This is a genomic window from Streptomyces sp. URMC 123, from assembly GCF_051386515.1.
Classification (GTDB): Bacteria; Actinomycetota; Actinomycetes; order Streptomycetales; family Streptomycetaceae; genus Streptomyces.
On the sequence record NZ_JBPQTV010000005.1, the window covers coordinates 1 to 22,573 of the forward strand.

Annotated in this window: 15 protein-coding genes and 1 pseudogene; 10 read left to right on the forward strand and 6 right to left on the reverse strand. The window is 74.7% G+C overall.

The features are described 5' to 3' along the window. The 3 genes and pseudogenes from ACSNOD_RS01640 to ACSNOD_RS01650 form a co-directional block, all read left to right on the forward strand. Positions 1 to 543: pseudogene (locus ACSNOD_RS01640) on the forward strand (hypothetical protein); the annotation flags it as partial. Positions 544 to 644: 101 nt separating this feature from the next. Then, on the forward strand, positions 645 to 1,454 hold the full coding sequence (locus tag ACSNOD_RS01645) for a DUF4142 domain-containing protein (RefSeq protein WP_436764869.1): 810 nt from the start codon (positions 645 to 647) through the stop codon (positions 1,452 to 1,454). A gap of 321 nt (positions 1,455 to 1,775) precedes the next feature. Then, positions 1,776 to 3,374: an alpha/beta hydrolase gene (locus tag ACSNOD_RS01650; protein WP_436764914.1), complete on the forward strand. Its 1,599-nt coding sequence runs from the start codon at positions 1,776 to 1,778 to the stop codon at positions 3,372 to 3,374. An 80-nt stretch (positions 3,375 to 3,454) separates the two neighbouring features. Here ACSNOD_RS01650 and hemQ read toward each other — a convergent pair whose 3' ends face one another. Both hemQ and hemG read right to left on the reverse strand, forming a co-directional pair. After that, positions 3,455 to 4,171 (reverse strand): hydrogen peroxide-dependent heme synthase, encoded by a 717-nt coding sequence (gene hemQ / locus ACSNOD_RS01655; RefSeq protein ID WP_436764870.1) that lies wholly within the window; start codon positions 4,169 to 4,171, stop codon positions 3,455 to 3,457. 142 nt (positions 4,172 to 4,313) lie between these two features. After that, entirely contained in the window at positions 4,314 to 5,849 is a 1,536-nt protein-coding gene (gene hemG / locus ACSNOD_RS01660) for a protoporphyrinogen oxidase (RefSeq protein WP_436764871.1), read from the reverse strand. Between the two features lie 178 nt (positions 5,850 to 6,027). Here hemG and ACSNOD_RS01665 point away from each other — a divergent pair, with 178 nt between their 5' ends. Together ACSNOD_RS01665 and ACSNOD_RS01670 are read left to right on the forward strand one after the other, a co-directional pair. Then, complete coding sequence (locus ACSNOD_RS01665; RefSeq protein WP_436764872.1) at positions 6,028 to 7,413, forward strand: FAD-dependent oxidoreductase; 1,386 nt, start codon at positions 6,028 to 6,030, stop codon at positions 7,411 to 7,413. 190 nt (positions 7,414 to 7,603) lie between these two features. After that, positions 7,604 to 8,899 carry a hypothetical protein gene (locus ACSNOD_RS01670; RefSeq protein WP_436764873.1) on the forward strand — a complete coding sequence of 432 codons (1,296 nt, stop codon included), beginning with the start codon at positions 7,604 to 7,606 and terminating at the stop codon, positions 8,897 to 8,899. Positions 8,900 to 8,978: 79 nt separating this feature from the next. On the opposite strand, the gene hemE is transcribed toward ACSNOD_RS01670, so the two are convergent. After that, positions 8,979 to 10,049, reverse strand: coding sequence for a uroporphyrinogen decarboxylase (gene hemE, locus ACSNOD_RS01675; RefSeq protein WP_436764874.1), 1,071 nt, complete (start codon positions 10,047 to 10,049; stop codon positions 8,979 to 8,981). Between the two features lie 92 nt (positions 10,050 to 10,141). Here hemE and ACSNOD_RS01680 point away from each other — a divergent pair, with 92 nt between their 5' ends. From ACSNOD_RS01680 to ACSNOD_RS01700, 5 genes are all read left to right on the forward strand, one after another. Next, positions 10,142 to 10,789 carry a DUF3000 domain-containing protein gene (locus tag ACSNOD_RS01680; RefSeq protein ID WP_436764875.1) on the forward strand — a complete coding sequence of 216 codons (648 nt, stop codon included), beginning with the start codon at positions 10,142 to 10,144 and terminating at the stop codon, positions 10,787 to 10,789. Positions 10,790 to 11,514: 725 nt separating this feature from the next. Next, positions 11,515 to 12,177 carry a LuxR C-terminal-related transcriptional regulator gene (locus tag ACSNOD_RS01685; protein ID WP_436764876.1) on the forward strand — a complete coding sequence of 221 codons (663 nt, stop codon included), beginning with the start codon at positions 11,515 to 11,517 and terminating at the stop codon, positions 12,175 to 12,177. Between the two features lie 76 nt (positions 12,178 to 12,253). Continuing rightward, positions 12,254 to 13,519 carry an HRDC domain-containing protein gene (locus ACSNOD_RS01690; RefSeq protein WP_436764877.1) on the forward strand — a complete coding sequence of 422 codons (1,266 nt, stop codon included), beginning with the start codon at positions 12,254 to 12,256 and terminating at the stop codon, positions 13,517 to 13,519. Between the two features lie 276 nt (positions 13,520 to 13,795). After that, on the forward strand, positions 13,796 to 15,016 hold the full coding sequence (locus tag ACSNOD_RS01695; protein ID WP_436764878.1) for a thiolase family protein: 1,221 nt from the start codon (positions 13,796 to 13,798) through the stop codon (positions 15,014 to 15,016). After that, the gene (locus ACSNOD_RS01700) at positions 15,013 to 17,142 is read left to right on the forward strand and encodes a 3-hydroxyacyl-CoA dehydrogenase NAD-binding domain-containing protein (protein WP_436764879.1); all 2,130 of its coding nucleotides are present in this window, start codon (positions 15,013 to 15,015) and stop codon (positions 17,140 to 17,142) included. The genes ACSNOD_RS01695 and ACSNOD_RS01700 overlap by 4 nt, the downstream gene beginning before the upstream one ends. 128 nt (positions 17,143 to 17,270) lie before the next feature. On the opposite strand, the gene ACSNOD_RS01705 is transcribed toward ACSNOD_RS01700, so the two are convergent. The 3 genes from ACSNOD_RS01705 to dxs form a co-directional block, all read right to left on the reverse strand. Then, positions 17,271 to 18,803 (reverse strand): ArnT family glycosyltransferase, encoded by a 1,533-nt coding sequence (locus ACSNOD_RS01705; protein WP_436764880.1) that lies wholly within the window; start codon positions 18,801 to 18,803, stop codon positions 17,271 to 17,273. A gap of 9 nt (positions 18,804 to 18,812) precedes the next feature. Then, positions 18,813 to 20,330: an amino acid permease gene (locus ACSNOD_RS01710; protein ID WP_436764881.1), complete on the reverse strand. Its 1,518-nt coding sequence runs from the start codon at positions 20,328 to 20,330 to the stop codon at positions 18,813 to 18,815. Positions 20,331 to 20,540: 210 nt separating this feature from the next. After that, complete coding sequence (gene dxs / locus ACSNOD_RS01715; protein WP_436764882.1) at positions 20,541 to 22,481, reverse strand: 1-deoxy-D-xylulose-5-phosphate synthase; 1,941 nt, start codon at positions 22,479 to 22,481, stop codon at positions 20,541 to 20,543. Positions 22,482 to 22,573: the final 92 nt, after the last annotated feature.

Consider the following 22,573-nt stretch of genomic DNA (forward strand, 5'->3'; position numbering starts at 1 on the left):
GCGGGGAGCCCGGGCCCGGCGGGCGCGGGGAGCGGGGCGGGCGCCGGGAGCGGGGCGGAGGAGGCGGCCCGGCAGCGGCTCGCGCTGGCGCAGACCGCCCTGCTCTCCGCCCTGGTGGCCGGCACCCCGGCCCCGGAGGGCTTCGACCGGCGGCGGCTGCGGGTGCAGAGCCGGGCGCTGGCCGCCAAGCGGGCGGACGTGGTGGCGCGGGTGGCCCCCGAACTGCCCGAGCTCCTGGGGCCGCGGTTCCGCCCGGCGTTCCTCGGCTACGCGCGCTCCCGGCCGATGCGCGGCGGCTACCGCCAGGACGCCCTCGACTTCGTCGAGCACCTGCTGACGTGCGGTGAGCCGATGGGCGACGCGCCGCGCCGGCGGCTCACCCTCTGGTGGCGCGAGCGCGCCGGGTCGAGGCCGCTGCCGAAGGGGGCGATCGCCCGCCGGCTCGCCCTGTCGCTGGCGCCGAGGCCGGGGCGCGCGGCACGGCCACGGCGGGCAGTACGGCCACTGCGGGAGGCGCGCCGCGCCGCAACCGAGCAAACGTAGCAACCGCCGCGCGCCCGAGGGGGGCTTCGCGCAAATCCCCTCCGGGGCGAACGCGGCCCGGACTAGCGTGCGGTGACCCCCTTTCAGAAGGCACCGACAGCATGCGATCCATCACCGGAACCGGCCTGATCGTCGTGGCGCTGGTCGCGACCCTCGCCGCGCTCGCCTTCCCGCTGTGGACCTATCGCGACCGTACGGGCACCGCGCTGGCCGATCTGGAGGCCGGGAGCGTGACCACCCCCTGGGGGCCGCTCTCGGCCGCCGACCGCGACTTCCTCGTCCGGGTCCGGCTGGCCGGGCTGTGGGAGCTGCCCGCGGGCCAGCAGGCCATCGAGCGCTCCCCCACGGAGGCCATCCGCAGGACCGGCGAACACCTGGTCGAGGGCCACACCTTTCTGGACGCCCGGGTGCGCGAGGTGGCCGCGCAGCTCGGCGTGGAGCTGCCCAACCAGCCGACCGCGCAGCAGCGCGGCTGGCTCGACCGGTTCACGGCGGCGCGGGGCGCGGAGTACGAGCGGACGTTCGCCCAGGTGCTCCGGCTGGCCCATGGAAAGATCTTCTCCGTGATCGGCCAGATCCGGCACGCCACCCGGAACACGCTGGTCCGGGGCCTGGCGGAGGACGCCAACGCCACCGTTCTCGATCACATCAGAATGCTGGAGAGCACGGGGAGGGTGGACTTCGACGCCCTCGCGGCCGATGCGGCGGGCTCGGCCGCGCCACCCGGGGCCCCCGCCACCGCCACCGCCGCGGCGCCCACCGCGCCCGCGCCACCACCGCCGGCCTCGCCCCTGTCCCCGGGGTCGGCCTTGCCCCCGCCCTCGCCCGCGCCCTCCGGGGCGCCGGACTATCCGCTGCCACCCGCGGTCTCGCTGCCCGGCCCGCCCACCGGGTCCCCGTCGGCTCCCTGAGCTGTTCGCGATCCGTCCCCGGCCGGAACGGCGCATTCGGGGCACGTGGCCCCGACACCCCCCGGCAGTGCTGTACTTCCCCTCCCCCACCTGCCATATATCCCTTTTGTCATTCCATAGGCGAAGGGACGGCCGGTGAGAGCAGTTCTGCTGTACGGAGCCCTGGGGTCGCTGCTGCTGACCTCCCTCGCCGCGACGCCCGCCGCCGGCACCGATCCGCCCGCGCCGCCGCCCGCGGCGGAAGCGCCCTTCACGGAGGCGCCCCCCGGTCAAGCCCCGTCCTCCCTCGCGGAGGCCGTACGGGCCCAGGCGGAGGCCCTCGTGGCCCGGGCGGACGCCGCACGGGCGCGGTTCGACCGGGCCGAGGAACGCGGCACGGCCATCGCGGCGGCGCGGGCGGCCGCGGCCGGGATCGCCTTCGGCCCCTGCCCCGAGGCCGACCGGCTGCCCTCCCCCGTCGAGTGCGGCACCGTCTCCGTACCGCTCGACTACGCCCGCCCCTACGGCCCGCACATCCGGCTCACCGTCAGCCGGGTCCGGGCCACCGGCGCCTGGCACGAGCGGCAGGGCGCCCTCGTCTTCAACCCCGGCGGGCCGGGCGGCTCCGGCATGCACTTCCCGCTGTACGCCGCCGTCCCCCAGTGGCGGAACATCGCACGGGCGTACGACTTCGTGGGGTACGCGCCGCGCGGCGTCGGCCGCTCCGCCCCGCTGTCCTGCCAGGACCCGGCGGAGTTCACCAAGGCCCCCACCAACTCGCCCGCGCACCCCGACGCCGCGTACAAGGAGCAGCGCAAGCTCCGGGCCCAGGAGTACGCGCGCGGGTGCGAGCGCGCCACGGGCCCCGCCCTGCGGCACTACACCAGCATCGCCAACGCCCGCGACCTCGAGGTGATCCGCGGCGCGCTGCGCCAGGAGGAGCTGAGCTTCCTCGGCGCCTCCTACGGCACCTACTTCGGGTCCGTGTACGCCACGCTCTTCCCCGACCGGGTGCGCCGGATGGTGCTCGACAGCGCGGTCAACCCGGACCCGGCGCAGATCTGGTACCGCAACAATCTCGATCAGTCGCTCGCCTTCGAGACCCGGTGGGCGGACTGGCGGCGCTGGGTGGCCAAGCACCACGACACGTACCGGCTCGGCCGCACCGAGGAGGAGGTGCTGCGGTCGTTCGAGCGGGCCGTGGAGAGCGTGGAGCGCGCGCCCGCCGGCGGCAGGGTCGGCTCCGCCCAGCTGCGGGCGGCGTTCCTCAAGGCCGCCTACTACGACGACGTCTGGGCGCACCGGGCGGGCGTGCTCTCGGCGTATCTGCGCGGCGACCCGGAGCCGCTGGTCGAGACGGCCGCGCCCCGGCCGGAGGAGGCCGCGGCGGAGGAGAACGGCAACGCGGTCTACACCGCGGTCGAGTGCAACGACGCGCCCTGGCCGCGCGACTGGGCCACCTGGGACCAGGACAACACCCGGCTGGCGCGCCTGGCGCCCTTCGAGACCTGGGACAACGCCTGGATGAACCTGCCGTGCGCCTACTGGGGCCCGCCCCGGCGGCAGCCGGTCGACGTCCGCACCGAGGCGGACGACACGCCCCCGGTGCTCATCCTCGCCGCCGAGCGGGACGCGGCCACGCCGTACCGGGGAGCCCTCGAACTGCACCGCAGGCTGGCCGGCTCCACGCTGGTCACCGAGCGCGGCGCGGGCTCCCACGGCCTCTCCGGCGGGTCCAACGCCTGCGTCAACCACCATGTGGAGGCGTATCTGCTGCACGGGCGGACGCAGGCGAAGGAGGTGGAGTGCGCGGCGCGGGCCGAGCCCCGCCCCGAGCCGGTGACGCCCGCGGCCACGCCGCGCGCCGTGCCGCGCCCGGCGCTGCCGCCGATCGCCGCTCCGCCGCTCGTTTCGCCGGCCCTCCCGGGCCGCCGCCCCTGACGGCCCCGGGGAAGCCCCGCGCACACGCGAGAACGGGCCCGGTCGAAACGACCGGGCCCGTTCCTCTCACACGGGACCGGTCAGGCCAGGCCCGCGACCAGGTCGGCGACGGCCTTGCGGCGCCCGGTGTAGAACGGCACCTCCTCGCGGACGTGCATCCGCGCCTCGGAGCCGCGCAGGTGACGCATCAGGTCCACGATGCGGTACAGCTCGTCCGCCTCGAACGCGAGAATCCACTCGTAGTCGCCGAGCGAGAAGGAGGCGACGGTGTTGGCCCGCACATCGGGGTAGCCGCGCGCCATCTTCCCGTGGTCGGCGAGCATCCGGCGGCGGTCCTCGTCCGGCAGCAGGTACCAGTCGTACGAGCGCACGAAGGGGTACACGCTGACGTACTCGCGCGGCGTCTCGTCGGCGAGGAACGCGGGGATGTGCGACTTGTTGAACTCGGCGGGGCGGTGCAGCGCCATGTTCGACCACACCGGTTCCAGCGCGCGGCCCAGGCGGGTGCGGCGGAAGAGGTTGTACGCCTCCTGGAGCGCGTCCGAGGTCTCCGAGTGCCACCAGATCATCACGTCGGCGTCGGCCCGCAGCCCGGAGACGTCGTAGGTGCCGCGCACGGTGACGTCCTTGGCGGCGAGCTGCTCGAACAGCTCCTCGACCTCGTCCGCGTATCCCGCGCGGTCCTCGGGCAGCACATCGCGGAGCCGGAAGACCGACCACAGCGTGTAGCGGATGACGTCGTTGAGATCCTTGGCCTTCTTGCCCGCGTTGGGGATCTTCTCAGGAGCAGCAGTCATGAGGCCATTCTCGCCTGTCCGCCGGGGCGCGGGGCCCCGGGGGGGCCGGTTCGCGCGCGCCGCGTCGCGCGAGGGCCCTCCGGCCGGGCGGCCCCCGGCGGGCCCGGCGACGCCCGCCGGGCCCGGCGCCCCGTGCGGCGTCCTACGCGCCGCGCGCGGTGAGCACCGCGTCGGCCGCCCCCCGCGCGCCGGCGACGCACGCCGGGATGCCCACCCCGTCGTACACCGCCCCGCACAGCGCGACGCCCGGCAGTCGCCCGACCCGCTCCCGGACCCGGGCGACCCGCTCCGGGTGGCCGACCGGGTACTGCGGCAGCCCCGCGTCCCAGCGGGTGACCCGGGTCGCCACCGGCGCCGCGGTCAGCCCGATCGCCTCGCGCAGATCGTGCCGGGAGAGCTCCACGAGCTCGCCGTCCTCGCGCTTGAGGTCCTCCTCCTCGCCGAACCGCCCGATGGAGGTGCGCAGCACGAACGTGTCGGGGTCGGCCCGGCCGACCCAGTCCCACTTGTTGCTGGCGAAGGTGGCCGCCTTGATCGTGCGGCCGTCGACCGGCGGGACCAGGAAGCCGCTGCCGGCCGGCGGCGCGGTCAGCTCGGAGCGCCGGAAGGCCATGGTGATCAGCGCCATGGAGGCGTACTCGACGGCGGCCAGCTCGCGGGCCGCCTCGGGGCTGTGGGGGGCGAGCAGCCGGGCCGCCTCGGGGGCCGGGACGGCGAGCACCACCGCGTCGGCGGCCAGGGTGCGCGTCCCGCCGGAGCGGTGCTCGACGACCACGGTCCACGGCGCGTCGCCGGACCTGGGCGCGCCCCCGCCGGGCACGGCCCCGGCCTCGCCGGGCCCGGAACCGCCCTCGCCGGGCAGGGCTCCGCCCTCGCCCGGGGCCCGGCGGCGCAGCTCGCGCACCGCCGCCTCGGTGGCGATCTCCGCGCCCGCCGCGCGGCAGGCGTCGGCGACGGCCAGCGGCAGCCGGCCCACGCCCCCGTCGATCCCCGCGAACACCGGGCCGGCGCTGCCCTGCGCGGCCGCGCGCTCCCGCACCTCCCGGACCCCGTCGAGCAGGGAGCGGTGGGTGCGGGCGACCTCGAACAGCGCGGGCACGGCGGCGCGCAGCGACAGCCGGTAGGGGTCGCCGGCGTAGACGCCGCCGAGCAGGGGTTCGACGAGCCGGTCGACGACCTCGCGGCCGACCCGGGCGGCGATGTACTCGCCGACGGCGACGTCCGCGCCCACCTCCGTGGCCGGCAGCTCGCGGTCGGCGGCGATCCGCGCCAGCCCCTCCGCGGAGAGCACCCCGGTGGCGGCGAGCGCGTCGAGGTCCCCGGGCACGCCCATCACATGGCCCTGGGGGAGCGGCCGCAGCCGGCCCCGGGTCCACAGCGCGGCCGTGGCGGTGGCGGGCGGCTGGAGCCGGTCGCCGAGGCCGACGGCGCGGGCGAGGTCCACGGCCTCGGGCCGGCGGGCGAGCATCGACTCGGCGCCGAGGTCGACCGGCACGCCCGCGATCTCGCCGGGGAGCAGCTTTCCGCCGAGCCGGCCGGACGCCTCCAGCACGGTCACCCGCGCGCCGGCGACGAGCAGCCGGTGCGCCGCCGCGAGCCCCGAGATGCCACCACCGACGACCACCACATGACGCGCAGGGCCCGTACGCGGGTCCGTACGCCCGTCCGACTCGTTCATGCCCCTACTGTCTCAGAGCGCGTGTCCCCGCCCCGGCCGGGCCCCGCCGGTGGTCCCGACCGGCTGGAGGGCCGGTGGGGCCGCGCCGGTCCGACGGCGGACCGTGGCGCACCCGTTCGAGGCGACAGCGCTCCGGGCCCGTAGCGTGGGGGCGTCGACAGCGGAAGGAGTTCCACGAATGGCGGCACGGCGACTGGTGGTCATCGGCGGGGACGCGGCGGGGATGTCCGCCGCCTCCCAGGCCCGCAGGCTCAAGGAACCGGACGAGCTGGAGATCGTCGCGTTCGAACGCGGCCACTTCACCTCGTTCTCCGCCTGCGGCATTCCGTACTGGGTCGGTGGCACGGTCGGCTCGCGGGACGAGCTGATCGCCCGCACCCCTGCCGAGCACCGCGAGCGCGGCATCGATCTGCGGCTGCGCACCGAGGTCACGGAGATCGATCCCGACGGGCAGCGGGTGCGGGTGCGCGAGCTCGCGGAGGACGGCAGCGGGGGCCGCGAGCGCTGGGAGGGGTACGACGACCTCGTCGTCGCCACCGGCGCCCGCCCGGTCCGCCCCGATCTGCCGGGCATCGACGCGCCGGGCGTGTACGGCGTGCAGACCCTGGACGACGGCCAGGAGCTGATCGAGGGGCTGGAGAAGGCGGAGGGCCGGCGCGCGGTGGTGGTCGGCGCCGGCTACATCGGGGTGGAGATGGCCGAGGCGCTGATTCGGCGCGGCTACGAAGTCACGGTGCTGGAGCGGGCCGAGCAGCCGATGTCCACCCTCGACCCCGACATGGGCGCCCTGGTGCACGAGGCGATGTGCCGGATGGGCATCGAGACGGTGACCGGGGCGGCGGTCACCGAGGTGCGCACCGGGCCGGACGGGCGCGCCGTCGCGGTGGTCACCGAGGGCGCCGAGTACCCGGCCGACGTGGTCGTGCTGGGGCTGGGCGTGCGCCCCGAGACGGGCCTGGCGCGGGCCGCCGGACTGCCGCTGGGCGACTCCGGCGGGCTGCTCACCGATCTGTCGATGCGGGTGCGCGGGCGGGAGAACATCTGGGCGGGCGGCGACTGCGTCGAGGTGCTCGACCTGGTGTCCGGCCGCACCCGGCACATCGCGCTCGGCACCCACGCCAACAAGCACGGCCAGGTGATCGGCAGCAACATCGGCGGCGGCTACGCCACGTTCCCCGGGGTCGTGGGCACGGCCGTGAGCAAGGTGTGCGACCTGGAGATCGCCCGCACGGGGCTGCTGGAGGCGCAGGCGAGGGAGGTCGGGCTGCGCTATGTGACGGTCACGGTGGAGTCGTCGAGCCGGGCCGGCTACTACCCGGGGGCGCGGCCGATGACCGTCAAGATGCTGGCGGAGCGGCGCACCGGGCGGCTGCTGGGGACGCAGATCGTCGGCCACGAGGGCGCGGGCAAGCGGGTGGACGTGGCGGCGGTGGCGCTGACGGCGGGGATGACGGTGGAGCAGATGACGGCGCTCGACCTGGGGTACGCGCCGCCGTTCTCCCCGGTGTGGGACCCGGTCCTGGTGGCGGCGCGCAAGGCGACGGCGCGGGTGGCACAGGGCTGAGCGCCCGCGGCCCGGGCGGCGGGGGGCTGACGTCAGCGGCCCGGGTGGCGCGGGGCTGAGCGCCGGTTCTCCCGCCCGGCGCGACCCCGAGCCGAGCCTGCCCGTCCCCCGGCCCGACCCCGAACCGAGCCTGCCCGGGCCGGCCGCGGCGCGGAGATCCGGTGCCCGGCCGCAGGCGATAATCGCCCTCATGCCCGAACTGACCCTCTCCCCGCCGATCGAGCCGCCGCCCGCGCCCCGCGGGCGGCGGCGGCGCGCTTCGGCCGCGCTGCGGTGGGCCGCCCCCGCCCTGCTGGCCTACGCGGCGGTGCGGCTGATCGGGCTGGCGATCCTCTGGGCCGCGGCCCTGTCCGCCGGGAGGAGCCCGTACCACCTGCTGACCCGCCGCTGGGACGCGGTCTGGTACGCCCGCATCGCGGAGCGCGGCTACGGCTTCGAGGTGGTGATGCCGAACGGGGACATCCACTCCGACCGGGCGTTCTTCCCGCTGCTGCCCGCGCTGGAGCGGGGCCTCGCCGAGATCTCGCCGCTCGCCCCGGCGGACGCCGGGCTGCTCATCGGCTGGCTCTCCTCGCTCGCCGCCGCCTGGGGCGTCTTCGCCGTCGGCGACCGGCTGTACGGGCGCCGGGCGGGCGTCGTGCTGGCCGCGCTGTGGGGCGTGGCACCGACGGCGTTCGTGCAGTCGATGGCGTACACGGAGTCGCTGTTCACGGCCCTGGCGGCGTGGACGCTGTACGCCGTGCTGACCGGCCGCTGGGTATGGGCGGGGGCGCTGGCCGTGCCGGCCGGGCTGTCGCGGCCCTCGGGCGCGGCCGTGGTGGCGGCGCTGTGGATTCCGGCCGCGCTGATCCTTTTCCGTGCCTGGCGGGCCCGGCGGGCCCGGTCCGGCGCGGCGGCCGGGACAGAGGCGGCAGCGGCGACAGCGGGAAGAGAGGGGAGAGAGACGGCGACGGCGGCCGTCGGGCCGGGCGGCGCGGCCCCGTACGGGCTCGGGCGACTGCTGCTGGGTGTCGCGCTGGCCCCGCTGGGCTGGGTGTCGTACGTGGTCTTCGTCGCCGTGGCCACCGGCAGCCCCACCGGCTACTTCGATGTGCAGCGGCAGTGGGGCAACGGCTTCGACGGCGGGCTCGCGCTCGCCGGCTTCGTGGTGGAGCACCTCACCGGGCCGGTCCCGCTCGCCGGGGTCGGCCTGTGCGTGGCGCTCGCGCTGCCGCTGTGGCTGCTCGTCCTCTCGGCGCGGGGCCCGCGTCGGCAGCCGCTCGCGCCGCTGGTGTACGCGGGCGTGGTGGTGCTGACCTCGCTCGTCGGCTCCGGCTACTTCGGGTCCCGCCCGCGGCTGATGATGCCGGCCTTCCCGCTGCTGCTGCCGCCCGCGCTGGCGCTGCTGGGGCTGAGCGTCCGGCGGATCGCCGTGATCGTCGGCGTGGCGGCGCTGGCCTCGGGGGCGTACGGGGCGTTCACCCTGCTGGGCTCGGGCCCGCCCTGACCCCGCACGGGCCCGCCCCGATCCCGCCCGGGCCCGCCCCGATCCGGTGCGGGCGGCGGGCCCGAGGCCAGGGGCGCGGTCAGCGCTCCGTCGAGGTGTGGACGAAGTCCACGAGCCGGGTGAGGGCGTCGGGGTCGGTGCTCGGCAGCACGCCATGGCCCAGGTTGAAGACATGGCCGGGCAGATCGCGGGCCGCCGCCAGCACCTCGGCCGCCTTCTCCTCCACCGCCGCGCGCGGCGCGAAGAGCACCGCCGGGTCGAGGTTGCCCTGGAGGGCCTTGCCGGGGCCGACCCGGCGGGCGGCCTCGTCCAGCGGCACCCGCCAGTCCACGCCCACGACATCGGCGCCCGCCTCGCCCATGAGGCCGAGCAGCTCGCCGGTGCCCACGCCGAAGTGGATGCGGGGCACGCCGTATCCCGCGACGGCGTCGAAGACCTTGGCGGACGCGGGCATCACATGGCGGGTGTAGTCCCTCGGGGACAGCGCGCCGACCCAGGAGTCGAAGAGCTGCACGGCCGAGGCGCCGGCCTCGATCTGGACCTTGAGGAAGGCCGCGGTGATGTCCGCGAGCCGGTCGAGGAGATCGGCCCACAGCTCCGGCTCGCCGTACATCAGCGCCTTGGTGCGCTCGTGGTTGCGGGACGGGCCGCCCTCCACCAGATAGCTCGCGAGGGTGAACGGAGCGCCGGCGAAGCCGATCAGGGGCGTGGCGCCCAGCTCCGCCACCAGCATGCCGATGGCCTCGGTCACATACGCCACGTCGTCCGGCTCCAGCGCCCGCAGCCGGTCGAGGTCGGCGCGGGTGCGGATCGGCCGGTCCACCACCGGGCCGACACCCGGCTTGATGTCGAGGTCGACGCCGATGGCCTTGAGCGGCACCACGATGTCGCTGAAGTAGATGGCCGCGTCCACCTTGTGGCGGCGCACCGGCTGCAGCGTGATCTCCGTGACCAGCTCGGGCCGCATGCAGGACTCCAGCATCGGGATGCCCTCGCGCACCTTGAGGTACTCCGGCAGGGACCGGCCCGCCTGCCGCATGAACCACACCGGCGTGTGCGGCACGGGCTCCTTGCGGCAGGCCCTCAGGAACGCCGAGTCGGCGGCTGCGCTGGTCTTCTGCTGGCCCGTCGGGCGGTCATTGGCATCCACGCCCAGAATCTTCGCACGGAGCGCTGACACACTGGCGCCCACCCGGGTGTCCCTACCCGGCAGACGGGCCCGTTCCGCCTAGTCTTCCGGGCATGGCTGCGGCTCAGGGACACCTCGCGGACGGTCCGGACGGCGTGGACGGGGACGGCACCCCGCGGGCGTTCCGGCAGGCGGTCGACGCGCTGTGCGGCGCACGGCTGCGCCCGGAGCTGGAGGTGACACCGACCCGGCCGCCGCAGCGGCTCGCCCCGTTCTCGTACGCGGTGGAGGCGGCCGTCACGCACAGCGGCGAGGAGCTGGCCGACGGCCGGCTCGTCCTGCTGCACGACCCGGCAGGCCACGACGCCTGGCAGGGGACGTTCCGGCTGGTGACCCTCGTCCGGGCGGAGCTGGAGCCGGAGATGGCGGCGGACCCGCTGCTGCCGGAGGTGTGCTGGTCCTGGCTGACGGGCGCGTTCGAGGCCCGGGGGGTGGCGTACGCGGAGGCCGGCGGGACGGTGACGCTGGCCGGGTCGCACTACTTCGGCGCGCTCGCCGAGCGGGCGCCGAACACCCAGATCGAGATCCGCGCGTCCTGGACCCCGCGCCTGGACGCGGCCGGGGTGCCGGACACGGCGGCGCACCTGGGGGCCTGGGGGGAGCTGCTCTGTCAGATCGCGGGCCTGCCGCCGGTGGCGGCGGGCTCGGCGGACGGGGCGGTGGTCTCCCTCCCGCAGCGCAGGGGCCCCCAGCCGCGCTGAGACCGGGCGCGGCCGGCCCCCGCGCGGCCGACGGCCCCGCCCATCCCCGGCCGTCGCCGCCCTGACCGTCGCGGGCCCGGCCGTCGCGAGGGGCATCGAGAGCCCGGCCGCCGTCGCGCCGGCCATCGGCGCGCCGCGTGGCACGCCGCATTGACCGGGCCCCCCGTGCGGGCGGTTCTCGCGCCCCGCGCGCGACGGCCCCACGCCCCGCGCCCGAAGCGCTCCTGAGCCGCCCCGCCGCAGGTGAGAGGCGGTTCCACCGCCCGGGCCGCGGCGCCCCGCGCGCCCCGGGAGCCCCCATCGGCCGCCCGCGCGCGGACCGGCGCCCCGGTCCCGCCGTGGTTCGATGCCGGGGCGGGGCCACCCCGCGCCGGACCGGGCACGGCATGCCGCCGCGCCACCGCGAACCGGCGCCGGCCCCCGTACCCGCCGGCGCCGTACCCGCGCCCCGCGGCCCGTCGCCGTCCAACCGGCCCCGGTCCGCCGCCGATTTCGGATGAGCCCGTTTCCGGTCACATCCGGCGCGTTTGTGCGCCTTCCGCGTCCCCTTGTTTCACGGTTGATCGATCGTGCGTCCTAATCGCCCGGATTGTTCTCACCAATTCGTGATCATTTACTAAAGCTGTCCGGGATTGCTGCCGAAGACCACTGTGACCATCCAGTTACGGATCGCCCCGACTTACCCCTAGGTCGGCCCCCGTCCCGCCACTCCCTCAGGAGGCCCGGTGTCCGTTCTACTCGAGCAGCCCACAAGCCTGGTCGCCTATCGCCCGAACAAGCCGACGGCCATGGTCGTCGTGGCAGACCCCCGCGTTCGCTCCACCGTCACCCGTCACCTCTGGGCGCTCGGGGTTCGTGATGTGATCGAGGCGTCGTCGATCGCGGAGGCCCGCCCCCGCATCGGCAATCCCCGTGACATCTGCGTCGCCGATGTGCACCTCCCGGACGGCTCGGGCCTGACCCTGCTGTCCGAGACCCGGGCGGCCGGCTGGCCGAACGGGCTCGCGCTCTCCGCCGCCGATGACATCGGCGCCGTTCGCAACGCCCTGGCCGGCGGCGTGAAGGGCTATGTCGTCACCGGCACCCGTTCCAACATCGGCCTGCCCGGCCGGCCGGGAGCCGCCCCCGTCGGCTCCGCCGCCGCCCGGATGCACCGCCGCCCGCCCGGCGCCCCCGGCCACCCGGGGGGCTACCGCGAGCTCTCCGGGCGCGAGGTGGAAGTGTTGCGGCTGGTTGCGGAGGGCCAGTCCAACAAGGCCATTGGCGTCTCCATGGGGCTGTCCGCCCTCACCGTCAAGAGCCATCTCGCCCGGATCGCCCGCAAGCTCGGCACCGGGGACCGCGCGGGAATGGTGGCCGTCGCCCTGCGCACCGGCATCATTCACTGACCTGTACACAGCAAAACCGCCCGTCGCCGGAACGTTCCGGCGACGGGCGCGTGTCATCCACGGATACCCTTGACTGGTGACCGACGCCCAAGAGACCGCAGCAGAGTCCACACTGCGAATCCCCGGGGGCGGCCCCCCGGACGTGCCATCGGCGCCGGTCCCCTTGTTGGAGCCGCGCGAGGGAATTCCGCCGGTGGCCGCCACCCAGGGCGCGCTGGACGAGATCATCGCCGCGTACGCCGCCGGCACCGGACCGGTGGCCGTCGACGCCGAACGCGCCTCCGGATACCGCTACGGACAGCGGGCCTATCTGGTCCAGCTCCGGCGGGCGGGGGCCGGCACGGCACTGATCGACCCCGTGGGCTGCCCCGACCTGACCGCCCTCGGCGATGTGATCGGCGACACCGAGTGGGTGCTGCACGCCGCCACCCAGGACCTGCCGTGCCTGCGGGACATAGGCATGGCCCCCAAGCGGCTCTTCGACACCGAGCTCGCCGGGCGGCTGGCCGGCTTCGCCCGGGTGGGGCTGGGCGCCATGGTCGAGCACGTGCTCGGCTACGCCCTGGAGAAGGGCCACTCCGCCGTCGACTGGTCGAGCCGCCCGCTCCCCGAGCCCTGGCTGCGGTACGCCGCGCTCGACGTCGAGCTCCTGATCGACCTGCGGGACGCGCTCGAGGACGAGCTGGCGCGCCAGGGCAAGCTGGAGTGGGCCCACCAGGAGTTCGCCGCCATCGCGGCGGCCCCGCCGGCCCCGCCGCGCAAGGACCCCTGGCGCCGCACGTCCGGCATGCACAAGGTGCGCCGCCGCCGGCAGATGGCGGCCGTACGGGAGCTGTGGACGCTGCGCGACGGGATCGCCCAGCGCCGCGACGTCTCCCCCGGCAAGGTGCTCAGCGACGCGGCGATCATCGAGGCGGCGCTGGCGCTGCCCGCCACCGCGCGGGCGCTCGCCGCCCTCCCCGGCTTCGGCCAGCGCATGGGCCGCAGACAGCTGGAGCAGTGGCAGGCCGCGGTGGACCGGGCGCGGGAGCTGCCCGAGGCCGAGCTGCCGCAGCCCGGACAGCCGGTGGCCGGACCGCCGCCGCCCCGGGCCTGGGCCGACAAGGACCCGGCGGCCGCCGCGCGGCTGACCGCGGCGCGGGCCGCGGTGTCCACGCTCGCCGAGTCGCTCAACCTGCCGCAGGAGAACCTGATCACGCCCGACACGGTGCGCCGGGTCTGCTGGGAGCCGCCGCGCGAGGTGACGGTGGAGGCCGTCGCCTCGGCGCTGAGCGGGATGGGGGCGCGGCCCTGGCAGGTGGAGCGGGTGGCTCCGCTGCTGGCGGAGGCCCTGGCCGGCTGACCCGGACCGCGGGCTCCCGCGAGCTCCCGGCGGTTCCACGCGAGACCCGGGGCCGCGCTTCGGCGTGGCGTTCGGCGTGGTGTTCGAAAGAGGCTCTCCCCTCCCCGCGGGCGGTGTCCGACGCCGCCCGCGGGAGGGTTCTACGGGTGTGCGGCGGGCGCGCGCGTGTGATCTGCGACGCGTGCCCCGCCAGGTCTGTGCAGCATGGTTACTCGTAAGTAGCATGGCCCCAGAGCCGCCGCAGGCAGCACGCACCACATCAGGAGGAGAGCCAACGTGCCTCGTACCGCTAGGGACGTCGTCTTCGTCGACGGCGTCCGTACCCCGTTCGGCAAGGCGGGCCCGAAGGGCATCTACCACGAGACCCGGGCCGACGACCTGGTCGTCAAGTGCATCCGTGAGCTGCTGCGCCGCAATCCGGGCCTGGACCCCGCCCGCGTCGACGAGGTGGCCATCGCCGCCACGACCCAGATCGGTGACCAGGGTCTGACCCTCGGCCGCACGGCCGGCATCCTCGCCGGCCTCCCGCAGACGGTGCCCGGCTTCTCCATCGACCGGATGTGCGCCGGTGCGATGACCGCCGTGACCAGCGTCGCCGGCGGCGTCTCCTTCGGCGCGTACGACATCGCCCTGGCCGGCGGTGTCGAGCACATGGGCCGCCACCCGATGGGCGAGGGCGTGGACCCCAACCCCCGCTTCGTCTCGGAGAAGCTGGTCGACCAGTCCGCCCTGTTCATGGGCATGACGGCGGAGAACCTGCACGACCGCTTCCCGCACCTGACCAAGCAGCGGGCCGACGAGTACGCGGTGCGCAGCCAGGAGAAGGCGGCCAAGGCGTACGCCAACGGCAAGATCCAGCAGGACCTGGTGCCCATCTCGGTGCGCCGCACCAACGCGGAGGCCGGGGAGACCGGTTGGGGCCTGGCGACGGCCGACGAGCCGATGCGCCCCGGCACCACGCTGGCGAACCTCGCCTCGCTGAAGACCCCCTTCCGTGCGCACGGCCGGGTGACCGCGGGCAACGCGGCCGGTCTCAACGACGGTGCCACCGCCTCCCTGATCGCCGCCGAGGACGTGGCGCGCGAGCTGGAGCTGCCGGTCCGGATGCGCCTGGTGTCGTACGCCTTCGCCGGCGTCGAGCCGGAGGTCATGGGCATCGGCCCGGTCCCCTCCACCGAGAAGGCCCTGGCCAAGGCCGGCCTGTCGATCGGTGACATCGGCCTGTTCGAGGTCAACGAGGCGTTCGCCGTCCAGGTCCTGGCCTTCCTGGACCACTTCGGCATCGCCGACGACGACGCCCGCGTCAACCAGTACGGTGGCGCGATCGCGTTCGGCCACCCGCTCGCCTCCTCCGGTGTCCGCCTGATGACCCAGCTCGCGCGCCAGTTCGAGGAGCAGCCGCACGTCCGCTACGGCCTCACCACCATGTGTGTGGGCTTCGGCATGGGCGGAACGGTCATCTGGGAGAACCCCCACTTCGACGGAGGCGAGAAGTGAGCACCACCACTGAGCTCCTCAAGGGCGCGGCCGAGCTGTTCCCCGGCGAGGTCGTGACCCAGGCGCACGTGCGCCACCTCGACCTCCCGTCGAGCGCCGGCCGGTTCGCGCTCATCACGCTGGACAACGGCCTGGACCACACCAAGCCGACCACCTTCGGCCCGCAGTCGCTCGCCAACCTGAACGCGGCGCTCGACCAGGTCGAGAAGGAGGCCGCGGACGGCGAGATCGTCGGCGTCGGCCTCACCGGCAAGCCGTTCATCTTCGCGGTCGGCGCCGACCTCAAGGGCGTCGAGCTGCTCAAGCGCCGCGAGGACGCGCTGGCCATCGGCAAGGGCGGCCACGAGGTCTTCAAGCGGCTGGCCGCGCTCTCCGTGCCGACCTTCGCGTACTACAACGGCGCGGCCATGGGCGGCGGCGTCGAGGTCGGTCTGCACTGCACCTACCGCACGGTCTCGGCCGCGCTGCCCGCCTTCTCCCTGCCCGAGGTCTTCCTCGGTCTGGTACCCGGCTGGGGCGGCTGCACGATCCTGCCGAACCTCATCGGCGCGGACCGCGCGGTCTCGGTCATCATCGAGAACTCGCTCAACCAGAACCGGCAGCTGAAGGGCGCGCAGGTCTTCGAGCTCGGCATCGCCGACGCGATCTTCGAGGGCGCCGACTTCCTGGAGCAGTCGCTGATCTGGACCGCCGCCGTGCTGAAGGGCGAGCTCGAGGTCGCGCGCCCCGAGGTCGACCGCGGCGAGGCGTGGGACCGGGCCGTGGCCCGCGGCAAGGCCATCGCCGACAGCAAGGTGCACGGCGCCGCCCCGGCCGCGTACCGCGCGCTGGACATCATCGCGGCCGCGAAGAACGGCGATCTGCGCCAGGGCTTCGACGCCGAGGACCAGGCGCTGGCCGACCTGATCATGGGCGGCGAGCTGCGCAGCGGCATCTACGCCTTCAACCTGGTGCAGAAGCGCGCCAAGCGCCCGGCCGGCGCCCCGGACAAGAACCTGGCCCGCCCGGTCACCAAGGTCGGCGTCGTGGGCGCCGGTCTGATGGCCTCCCAGCTGGCGCTGCTGTTCGCCCGCCGCCTGGAGGTGCCGGTCGTGCTGACCGACATCGACCAGGAGCGCGTGGACAAGGGCGTCGGCTACGTCCACGGCGAGATCGACAAGCTGCTGCTCAAGGGCCGGGTCAACCAGGACACGGCCAACCGCCTCAAGGCCCTGGTCACCGGCAGCCTGGACAAGGCCGCCGCGTTCTCCGACGCCGACTTCGTCATCGAGGCCGTGTTCGAGGAGATGGGCGTCAAGCAGCAGGTGTTCGCCGAGGTCGAGGCGGTCGTGCCGGAGCACGCCATCCTCGCCACCAACACCTCCTCGCTCTCGGTCAGCGAGATGGCCTCGAAGCTGAAGCACCCGGAGCGGGTCGTCGGCTTCCACTTCTTCAACCCGGTCGCGATCCTCCCGCTGCTGGAGATCGTGCGCGGTGAGCGGACCGACGACGCCTCGCTGGCCACGGCGTTCGCGGTCGCCAAGAAGCTGAAGAAGACCGCGGTGCTGGTGAAGGACGCCCCGGCGTTCGTCGTCAACCGCATCCTGACCCGTTTCCTCGGCGAGGTCCTGGCGGCCATCGACGAGGGCACCCCGGTGGAGGTCGCCGACCGCGCGCTGGCCCCGCTCGGCCTGCCGATGTCGCCGATCGTGCTGCTGGAGCTGGTCGGCCCGGCCGTCGCCCACCACGTGGCGGGCACCCTGCACACCGCCTTCCCGGAGCGCTTCGGCGTCTCCGAGAACCTCGGCCGGATCGTCGCCGCGGGCAAGCGCTCCCTCTACGTCCACGACTCCGGCAAGCCGGAGCTGGACCCCGAGGTGGCCGCGCTCTTCCAGGTCGGCGACACCGTCCTCACCGAGGAGCAGGTCCGCGACCGGGCGCTGAACGCCATCGCGCAGGAGGTCCGGCTGATGCTGGACGAGGGCGTCGTGGCGGAGGCCCAGGACATCGACCTGTGCCTGATCACCGGCGCGGGCTGGCCCTTCCACCTGGGCGGCATCACGCCGTACCTGGACCGCGAGGGCGTCTCCGAGCGGGTGAACGGCAAGCGGTTCCTCGCCGAGGGCGTCGCGAGCGTCCCCGCGTAGGGCACGCGCCGCACCGTTCGTGGCACGGCCGGCGGGCCGCGTGGGAGTTCCTCCCGCGCGGCCCGTCCGCCGTTTCAGGGCCCGCCCGTTTCAGGCCCCGGCCGCCGCCTGAGGCCCCGTCCGCCTTTTCAGGGCCCGGTCGGGGGCTCCGCGGGAGGGGGCCGCTCCCCCGCCTCCCGGCGGGTGTAGAACACCGCGCCGTCCAGCGTCCCCGTACGCCGGTAGTGCTCCCGCAGCAGCGCCCCCAGCGTGGGCACGTACCGGGGGCCGTACGGCTTGCCCCGGGAGTCGTCCACGATCAGGGCCGGGGGCGCGGCCGCCAGTTCGCGGCGGAAGGTGCCCCAGGCGCCCGCCACGGCGTACGCCTCGCCCACCCGGCTGCCGGCCCGGCCGCCGCTGTAGTTGGTCAGCAGCCCGGCGGTGAGATAGCGGCTGGCGGGGGCGCGGTCCGCCAGCCAGTACTGCTCGGGGTGCATGCCCCAGAAGAGCACCCGCTGGTCGGGGGCGGTGCGCTGGCGCACGGCCGTGGCGAGCCGGAGGGCGTGGTCGAGTTCCGCGCGGGGCGCGAACGCCCCCCAGCCCAGGAAGGCCAGGCAGGACACCGCCGAGCAGGCCATGGACAGGCGCAGCCAGGAGGGCGGCAGGGCGCGCAGGGCCGCCGTGCCGAGCAGCACCAGCGGGGGCAGCAGCTGCAGGTAGTAGTGGCCGAAGAAGTGGAAGCCCAGGGCCACTCCGGCCGCCGAGGCCGCCAGCCACAGCCACAGGTCGGCCGTCCGGGGCCGCGCGCGCCGGCGGGCCGCCGCCGCGATGGGGGCGAGCAGCCCGGCGCAGGCGGCGGCCAGCAGGGCCGCGTTGGCCAGGGCGCGCCCGGCGACATGGAGCGCGGAGCCGGCCGGGGAGAGATAGGCGCCCGAGCCCGTCAGCGTCCAGAACAGGAACCGGGAGGGGTCGGTGAGCAGAGCGGCCGCCACCACCGGCGCGGCCAGGCCGCCGAACAGGGCGCCGGCGGCGCGCCACCGGGCCGGCCCGTCGCCGGCGTGCCGCCAGAGCAGCCAGAGGACCGGCAGCAGCACCGCTCCCCCGGTCTGTTTGGTGAGCGCGGCGGCCGCGACCATCGCCCCGGCCGCGGCCCAGCGCCGCCGGTCCGCGCACCACAGCGCCGCGGCCGTCGCCGGCAGCATGAAGACCTCGAAGACGGCCGCCTGGGCGTCCTCGGGGTTGAGGCCGATGGAGGCCGGCAGATACAGCACGCCGGCGGTGAACCCGGCCCGCTCGCCCCAGCGGCGGCGGGCGATGTCGGCGAGGACGAGCGCCGTGAGCAGGTGCGCGAGCACCGCCAGCACTCGCAGGGGCCACAGCGAGTCGTCACCGAAGAGGGTGAAGGCGCCGTGGTAGAGCCAGGGCAGCAGCGGCGGTTTGCGGTCCACCACCGTGGCGTAGAGCTCGCCACCGGCGGCGAGCATCCGGGCCTGGACGGCGAGATAGCCCTCGTCCGGGTTCCACAGCGGGCGGGCGAACGACGGCAGCCGGGTGAGCAGGGCGAGCGCCGCGAGCCCGGCGGCGAGCCGCAGCCGGTGGCCGGGGCCGGCCGGGCGGGCGGACGCGGCGGTCCCGGGCCGCCCGTACGGTGGCGCGGCCCGGGAGGGGGACAGTGCGGGCATGACGGGGCGTCAGGGCTCCAGCCGGTCCGTGGTGGCGCTCATCCGGCTGTGGGAGCGCCCGTAGAGGAAGTAGATCGCGAAGCCGAGCACCATCCAGATCCCGAACCGCAGCCAGGTCTCGCCCGACAGGTTGAGCATCAGCCACAGCGAGGCGGCCACCGAGGCGATGGGCACCAGCGGCACCCAGGGGGTGCGGAAGGAGCGGTGCAGATCGGGCCGGGTGCGGCGGAGGATGATCACGCCGATCGCGACGACGACGAAGGCGAAGAGGGTGCCGATGTTCACCAGCGCGGCCAGCTCCGAGATGCTGGTGAAGCCCGCGATGATCGCGACCAGCACGCCGAGCAGGACCGTCGAGCGGTACGGGGTCGCGTAGTGCGGGTGGGTCCGGGAGAAGAACCGGGGCAGCAGGCCGTCGCGGCTCATGGCGAAGAACACCCGGGTCTGGCCGAGCAGCAGGATCATGCAGACGGTGGTGAGGCCCACGGCCGCGCCGAAGCTGATGACACCGGCGTAGAACGGGTGCCCGGTCTCCTTGAAGGCGTCGGCCAGCGGCGCGTCCACGGACAGCTCCGTGTACTTCTGCATGCCGGTGACGACGATCGACACGGCGACATAGAGCACGGTGCAGATGAGCAGCGAGCCGAGGATGCCCCGGGGCATGTCCCGCTGGGGGTTGCGGGTCTCCTCCGCCGCCGTCGCCACCACGTCGAAGCCGATGAAGGCGAAGAACACCACGGCCGCGGCGGTGAAGATGCCCTGCACGCCGAAGGTGGTGGGCTCGTAGCCGAACATCAGCTGGATCAGCGGGGAGTCGAGGCCCGCGCCGGCGATGGTGCCCTGGGCCTCGGGGATGAACGGGTCGTAGTTGGCGCCGTCGATGAAGAAGGAACCGGCGATGATCACGATCAGCACCACGGTCACCTTGGTGGCGACCACCAGGGCGGTGATCCGGGCGGAGAGCTTCATGCCCAGCACCAGGATGGCCGTCAGCGCCAGCACCAGCAGAAAGGCCAGCAGGTCGAAGCCGAAGCCGTCGGCGGCGTCGGGGCCGGACAGGGCGTCGGGCATGTGCCAGCCGATGTTCTCCATCAGCGCCCGTACGTAGCCCGACCAGCCGACGGCGACCACGGCGGTGCCGAGCGCCATCTCCAGCATCAGGTCCCAGCCGATGATCCAGGCCGGCAGCTCCCCGAGGGAGGCGTAGGAGAAGGTGTACGCGGAGCCGGCGACCGGCACGGTGGAGGCGAACTCCGCGTAGCAGAGCGCGGCCAGGGCGCAGACCACGCCGGCCGCCACGAACGCCAGCGCCGTCGCGGGCCCGGCGTTCTCCTTGGCCACGGCCCCGGTGAGCACGAAGATGCCGGTGCCGATGATGACACCGACGCCGAAGACCGTGAGGTCCAGGGCCGACAGGGACCGGGAGAGCGCGTGGTCCGGCTCCTCGGTGTCCTGGATGGACTGCTCGATCGTCTTGGTCCGGAAGAAGCCTCCGGCGCTGCGGCGGTTCGGGTCCTGCGTGGTCACCGGCGCACACCTCCCTGTAGCCCGTCCGCGCCATGCTTCTCGCAGCCGCGCGGGAGAGCCAGGGCTACACCCGCCGGAGCGCCGGATTCACCCGATGAGAGGTGTCACAAGGGGGGCTCGCGCTTGCTCGCGAGCCCCCCTCGGTGGCGCGGTGCGCGCCTCGGTCCTTGGCCTCCTGGGCCTCCTGGGCCTCCTGGGCCTTCCGGGCCCTTACGCCTCGGCGGACTCCGTCTGCGCCGCCTCGGCCGCCTCTGCCGCCTCTTCGTCGAAGCGGCCGTCGAGGCGGGCCACCAGCCCGGTGACCTGACGGGCGATGTCGGGGGCGGTCAGCCCGATCTCGGCCATGACCTCCTTGCGGGAGGCGTGGTCCAGGAACCGCGGCGGGATGCCGAAGTCGCGCAGCGGAACGTCCACGCCGGCGTCCCGCAGGGCCTGGGCGACGGCCGCGCCGACGCCGCCGACCCGGCTGTTGTCCTCGACGGTGACGACGACGCGGTGCCGCTCGGCGAGCTCCGGCAGCTTCTCGTCGACCGGCTTGACCCAGCGGGGGTCGACCACGGTCGAGGAGATGCCCTGCTTGTCGAGGAGGTCGGCGATCTCCAGGCACATCGGCGCCAGCGCGCCGACCGAGACCACCAGCACATCGGCGGCCCCGCCCGCGGCCGGGGCGCGCAGCACGTCCATGCCGCCGATCCGGTCCACGGCCGGCACGGCCGGGCCGACCGCGCCCTTGGAGTAGCGCACCACGGTGGGGGCGTCGTCGACGTCGACGGCCTCGCGCAGCTGGGCGCGGAGCTGGTCGGCGTCGCGGGGCGCGGCGATCCGCAGGCCGGGCACGACCTGGAGGATCGACATGTCCCACATGCCGTTGTGGGAGGCGCCGTCGGTACCGGTGACCCCGGCCCGGTCCAGCACGAACGTCACACCGCACTTGTGCAGCGCCACATCCATCAGCACCTGGTCGAACGCCCGGTTCAGGAACGTGGCGTACACCGCGAACACCGGGTGCAGCCCACCGGTCGCCAGCCCCGCCGCCGACACCGCGGCATGCTGCTCCGCGATCCCCACGTCGTACACCCGCTCGGGGAAGGCCTTGGCGAACCGGTCCAGGCCGACGGGCTGGAGCATCGCGGCGGTGATGGCGACGACGTCCTCGCGCTCCTTGCCGAGCGCGACCATCTCGTCACCGAAGACGCCGGTCCAGTCGGCGCCGCCGCTGGAGACCGGGAGGCCGGTGTCGGGGTGGATCGGGCCGATGCCGTGGAAGCGGTCGGCCTCGTCCTGCTCGGCCGGGCGGTAGCCGCGGCCCTTCTCGGTGAGGCAGTGCACGATGACCGGGCCGCCGAAGCGCTTGGCGCGGGTGAGCGCCGACTCCAGGGCCTCGATGTCGTGGCCGTCGATGGGGCCGACGTACTTCAGCCCCAGGTCCTCGAACATGCCCTGCGGGGCGATGAAGTCCTTCAGGCCCTTCTTGGCGCCGTGCAGGGTCTCGTAGAGCGGCTTCCCGACGACCGGGGTCCGCTCCAGGATGTCCTTGCCGCGGGCCAGGAAGCGCTCGTAGCCGTCGGTGGTGCGCAGGGTGGCGAGGTGGTTGGCCAGGCCGCCGATGGTGGGGGCGTACGAGCGTTCGTTGTCGTTGACGACGATGACCAGCGGGCGGTCCTTGGCGGCGGCGATGTTGTTCAGCGCCTCCCAGGCCATGCCGCCGGTGAGCGCCCCGTCCCCGATGACCGCGACGACGTGGTCGTCCTTCTTGAGCACCTCGTTGGCCTTGGCGAGGCCGTCGGCCCAGCCCAGCACCGTGGAGGCGTGGCTGTTCTCGATGACGTCGTGCTCGGACTCGGCCCGCGAGGGGTAGCCGGACAGGCCGCCCTTGGCGCGGAGCCGGGCGAAGTCCTGGCGGCCGGTGAGCAGCTTGTGGACGTACGACTGGTGTCCGGTGTCGAAGAGCACCTTGTCCCGCGGCGAGTCGAAGACCCGGTGCAGGGCGATGGTGAGCTCCACGACGCCGAGGTTGGGGCCGAGGTGGCCGCCGGTCTTGGAGACGGCGTCGACGAGGAAGGTACGGATCTCCGCCGCCAGCTCGTCCAGCTGCTCCGGGTCGAGCCGGTCCAGATCGCGCGGTCCCCTGATGCGGGTCAGCAGCGCCACCCGTGCCTCCTTGCTGTTCGCGGTCGAGCTTCGCCTGTAGGTCGTGCCTGTCGGGTCCTGCCGGTCCGTCGAGTCTAATGTTCCGTCGGGTA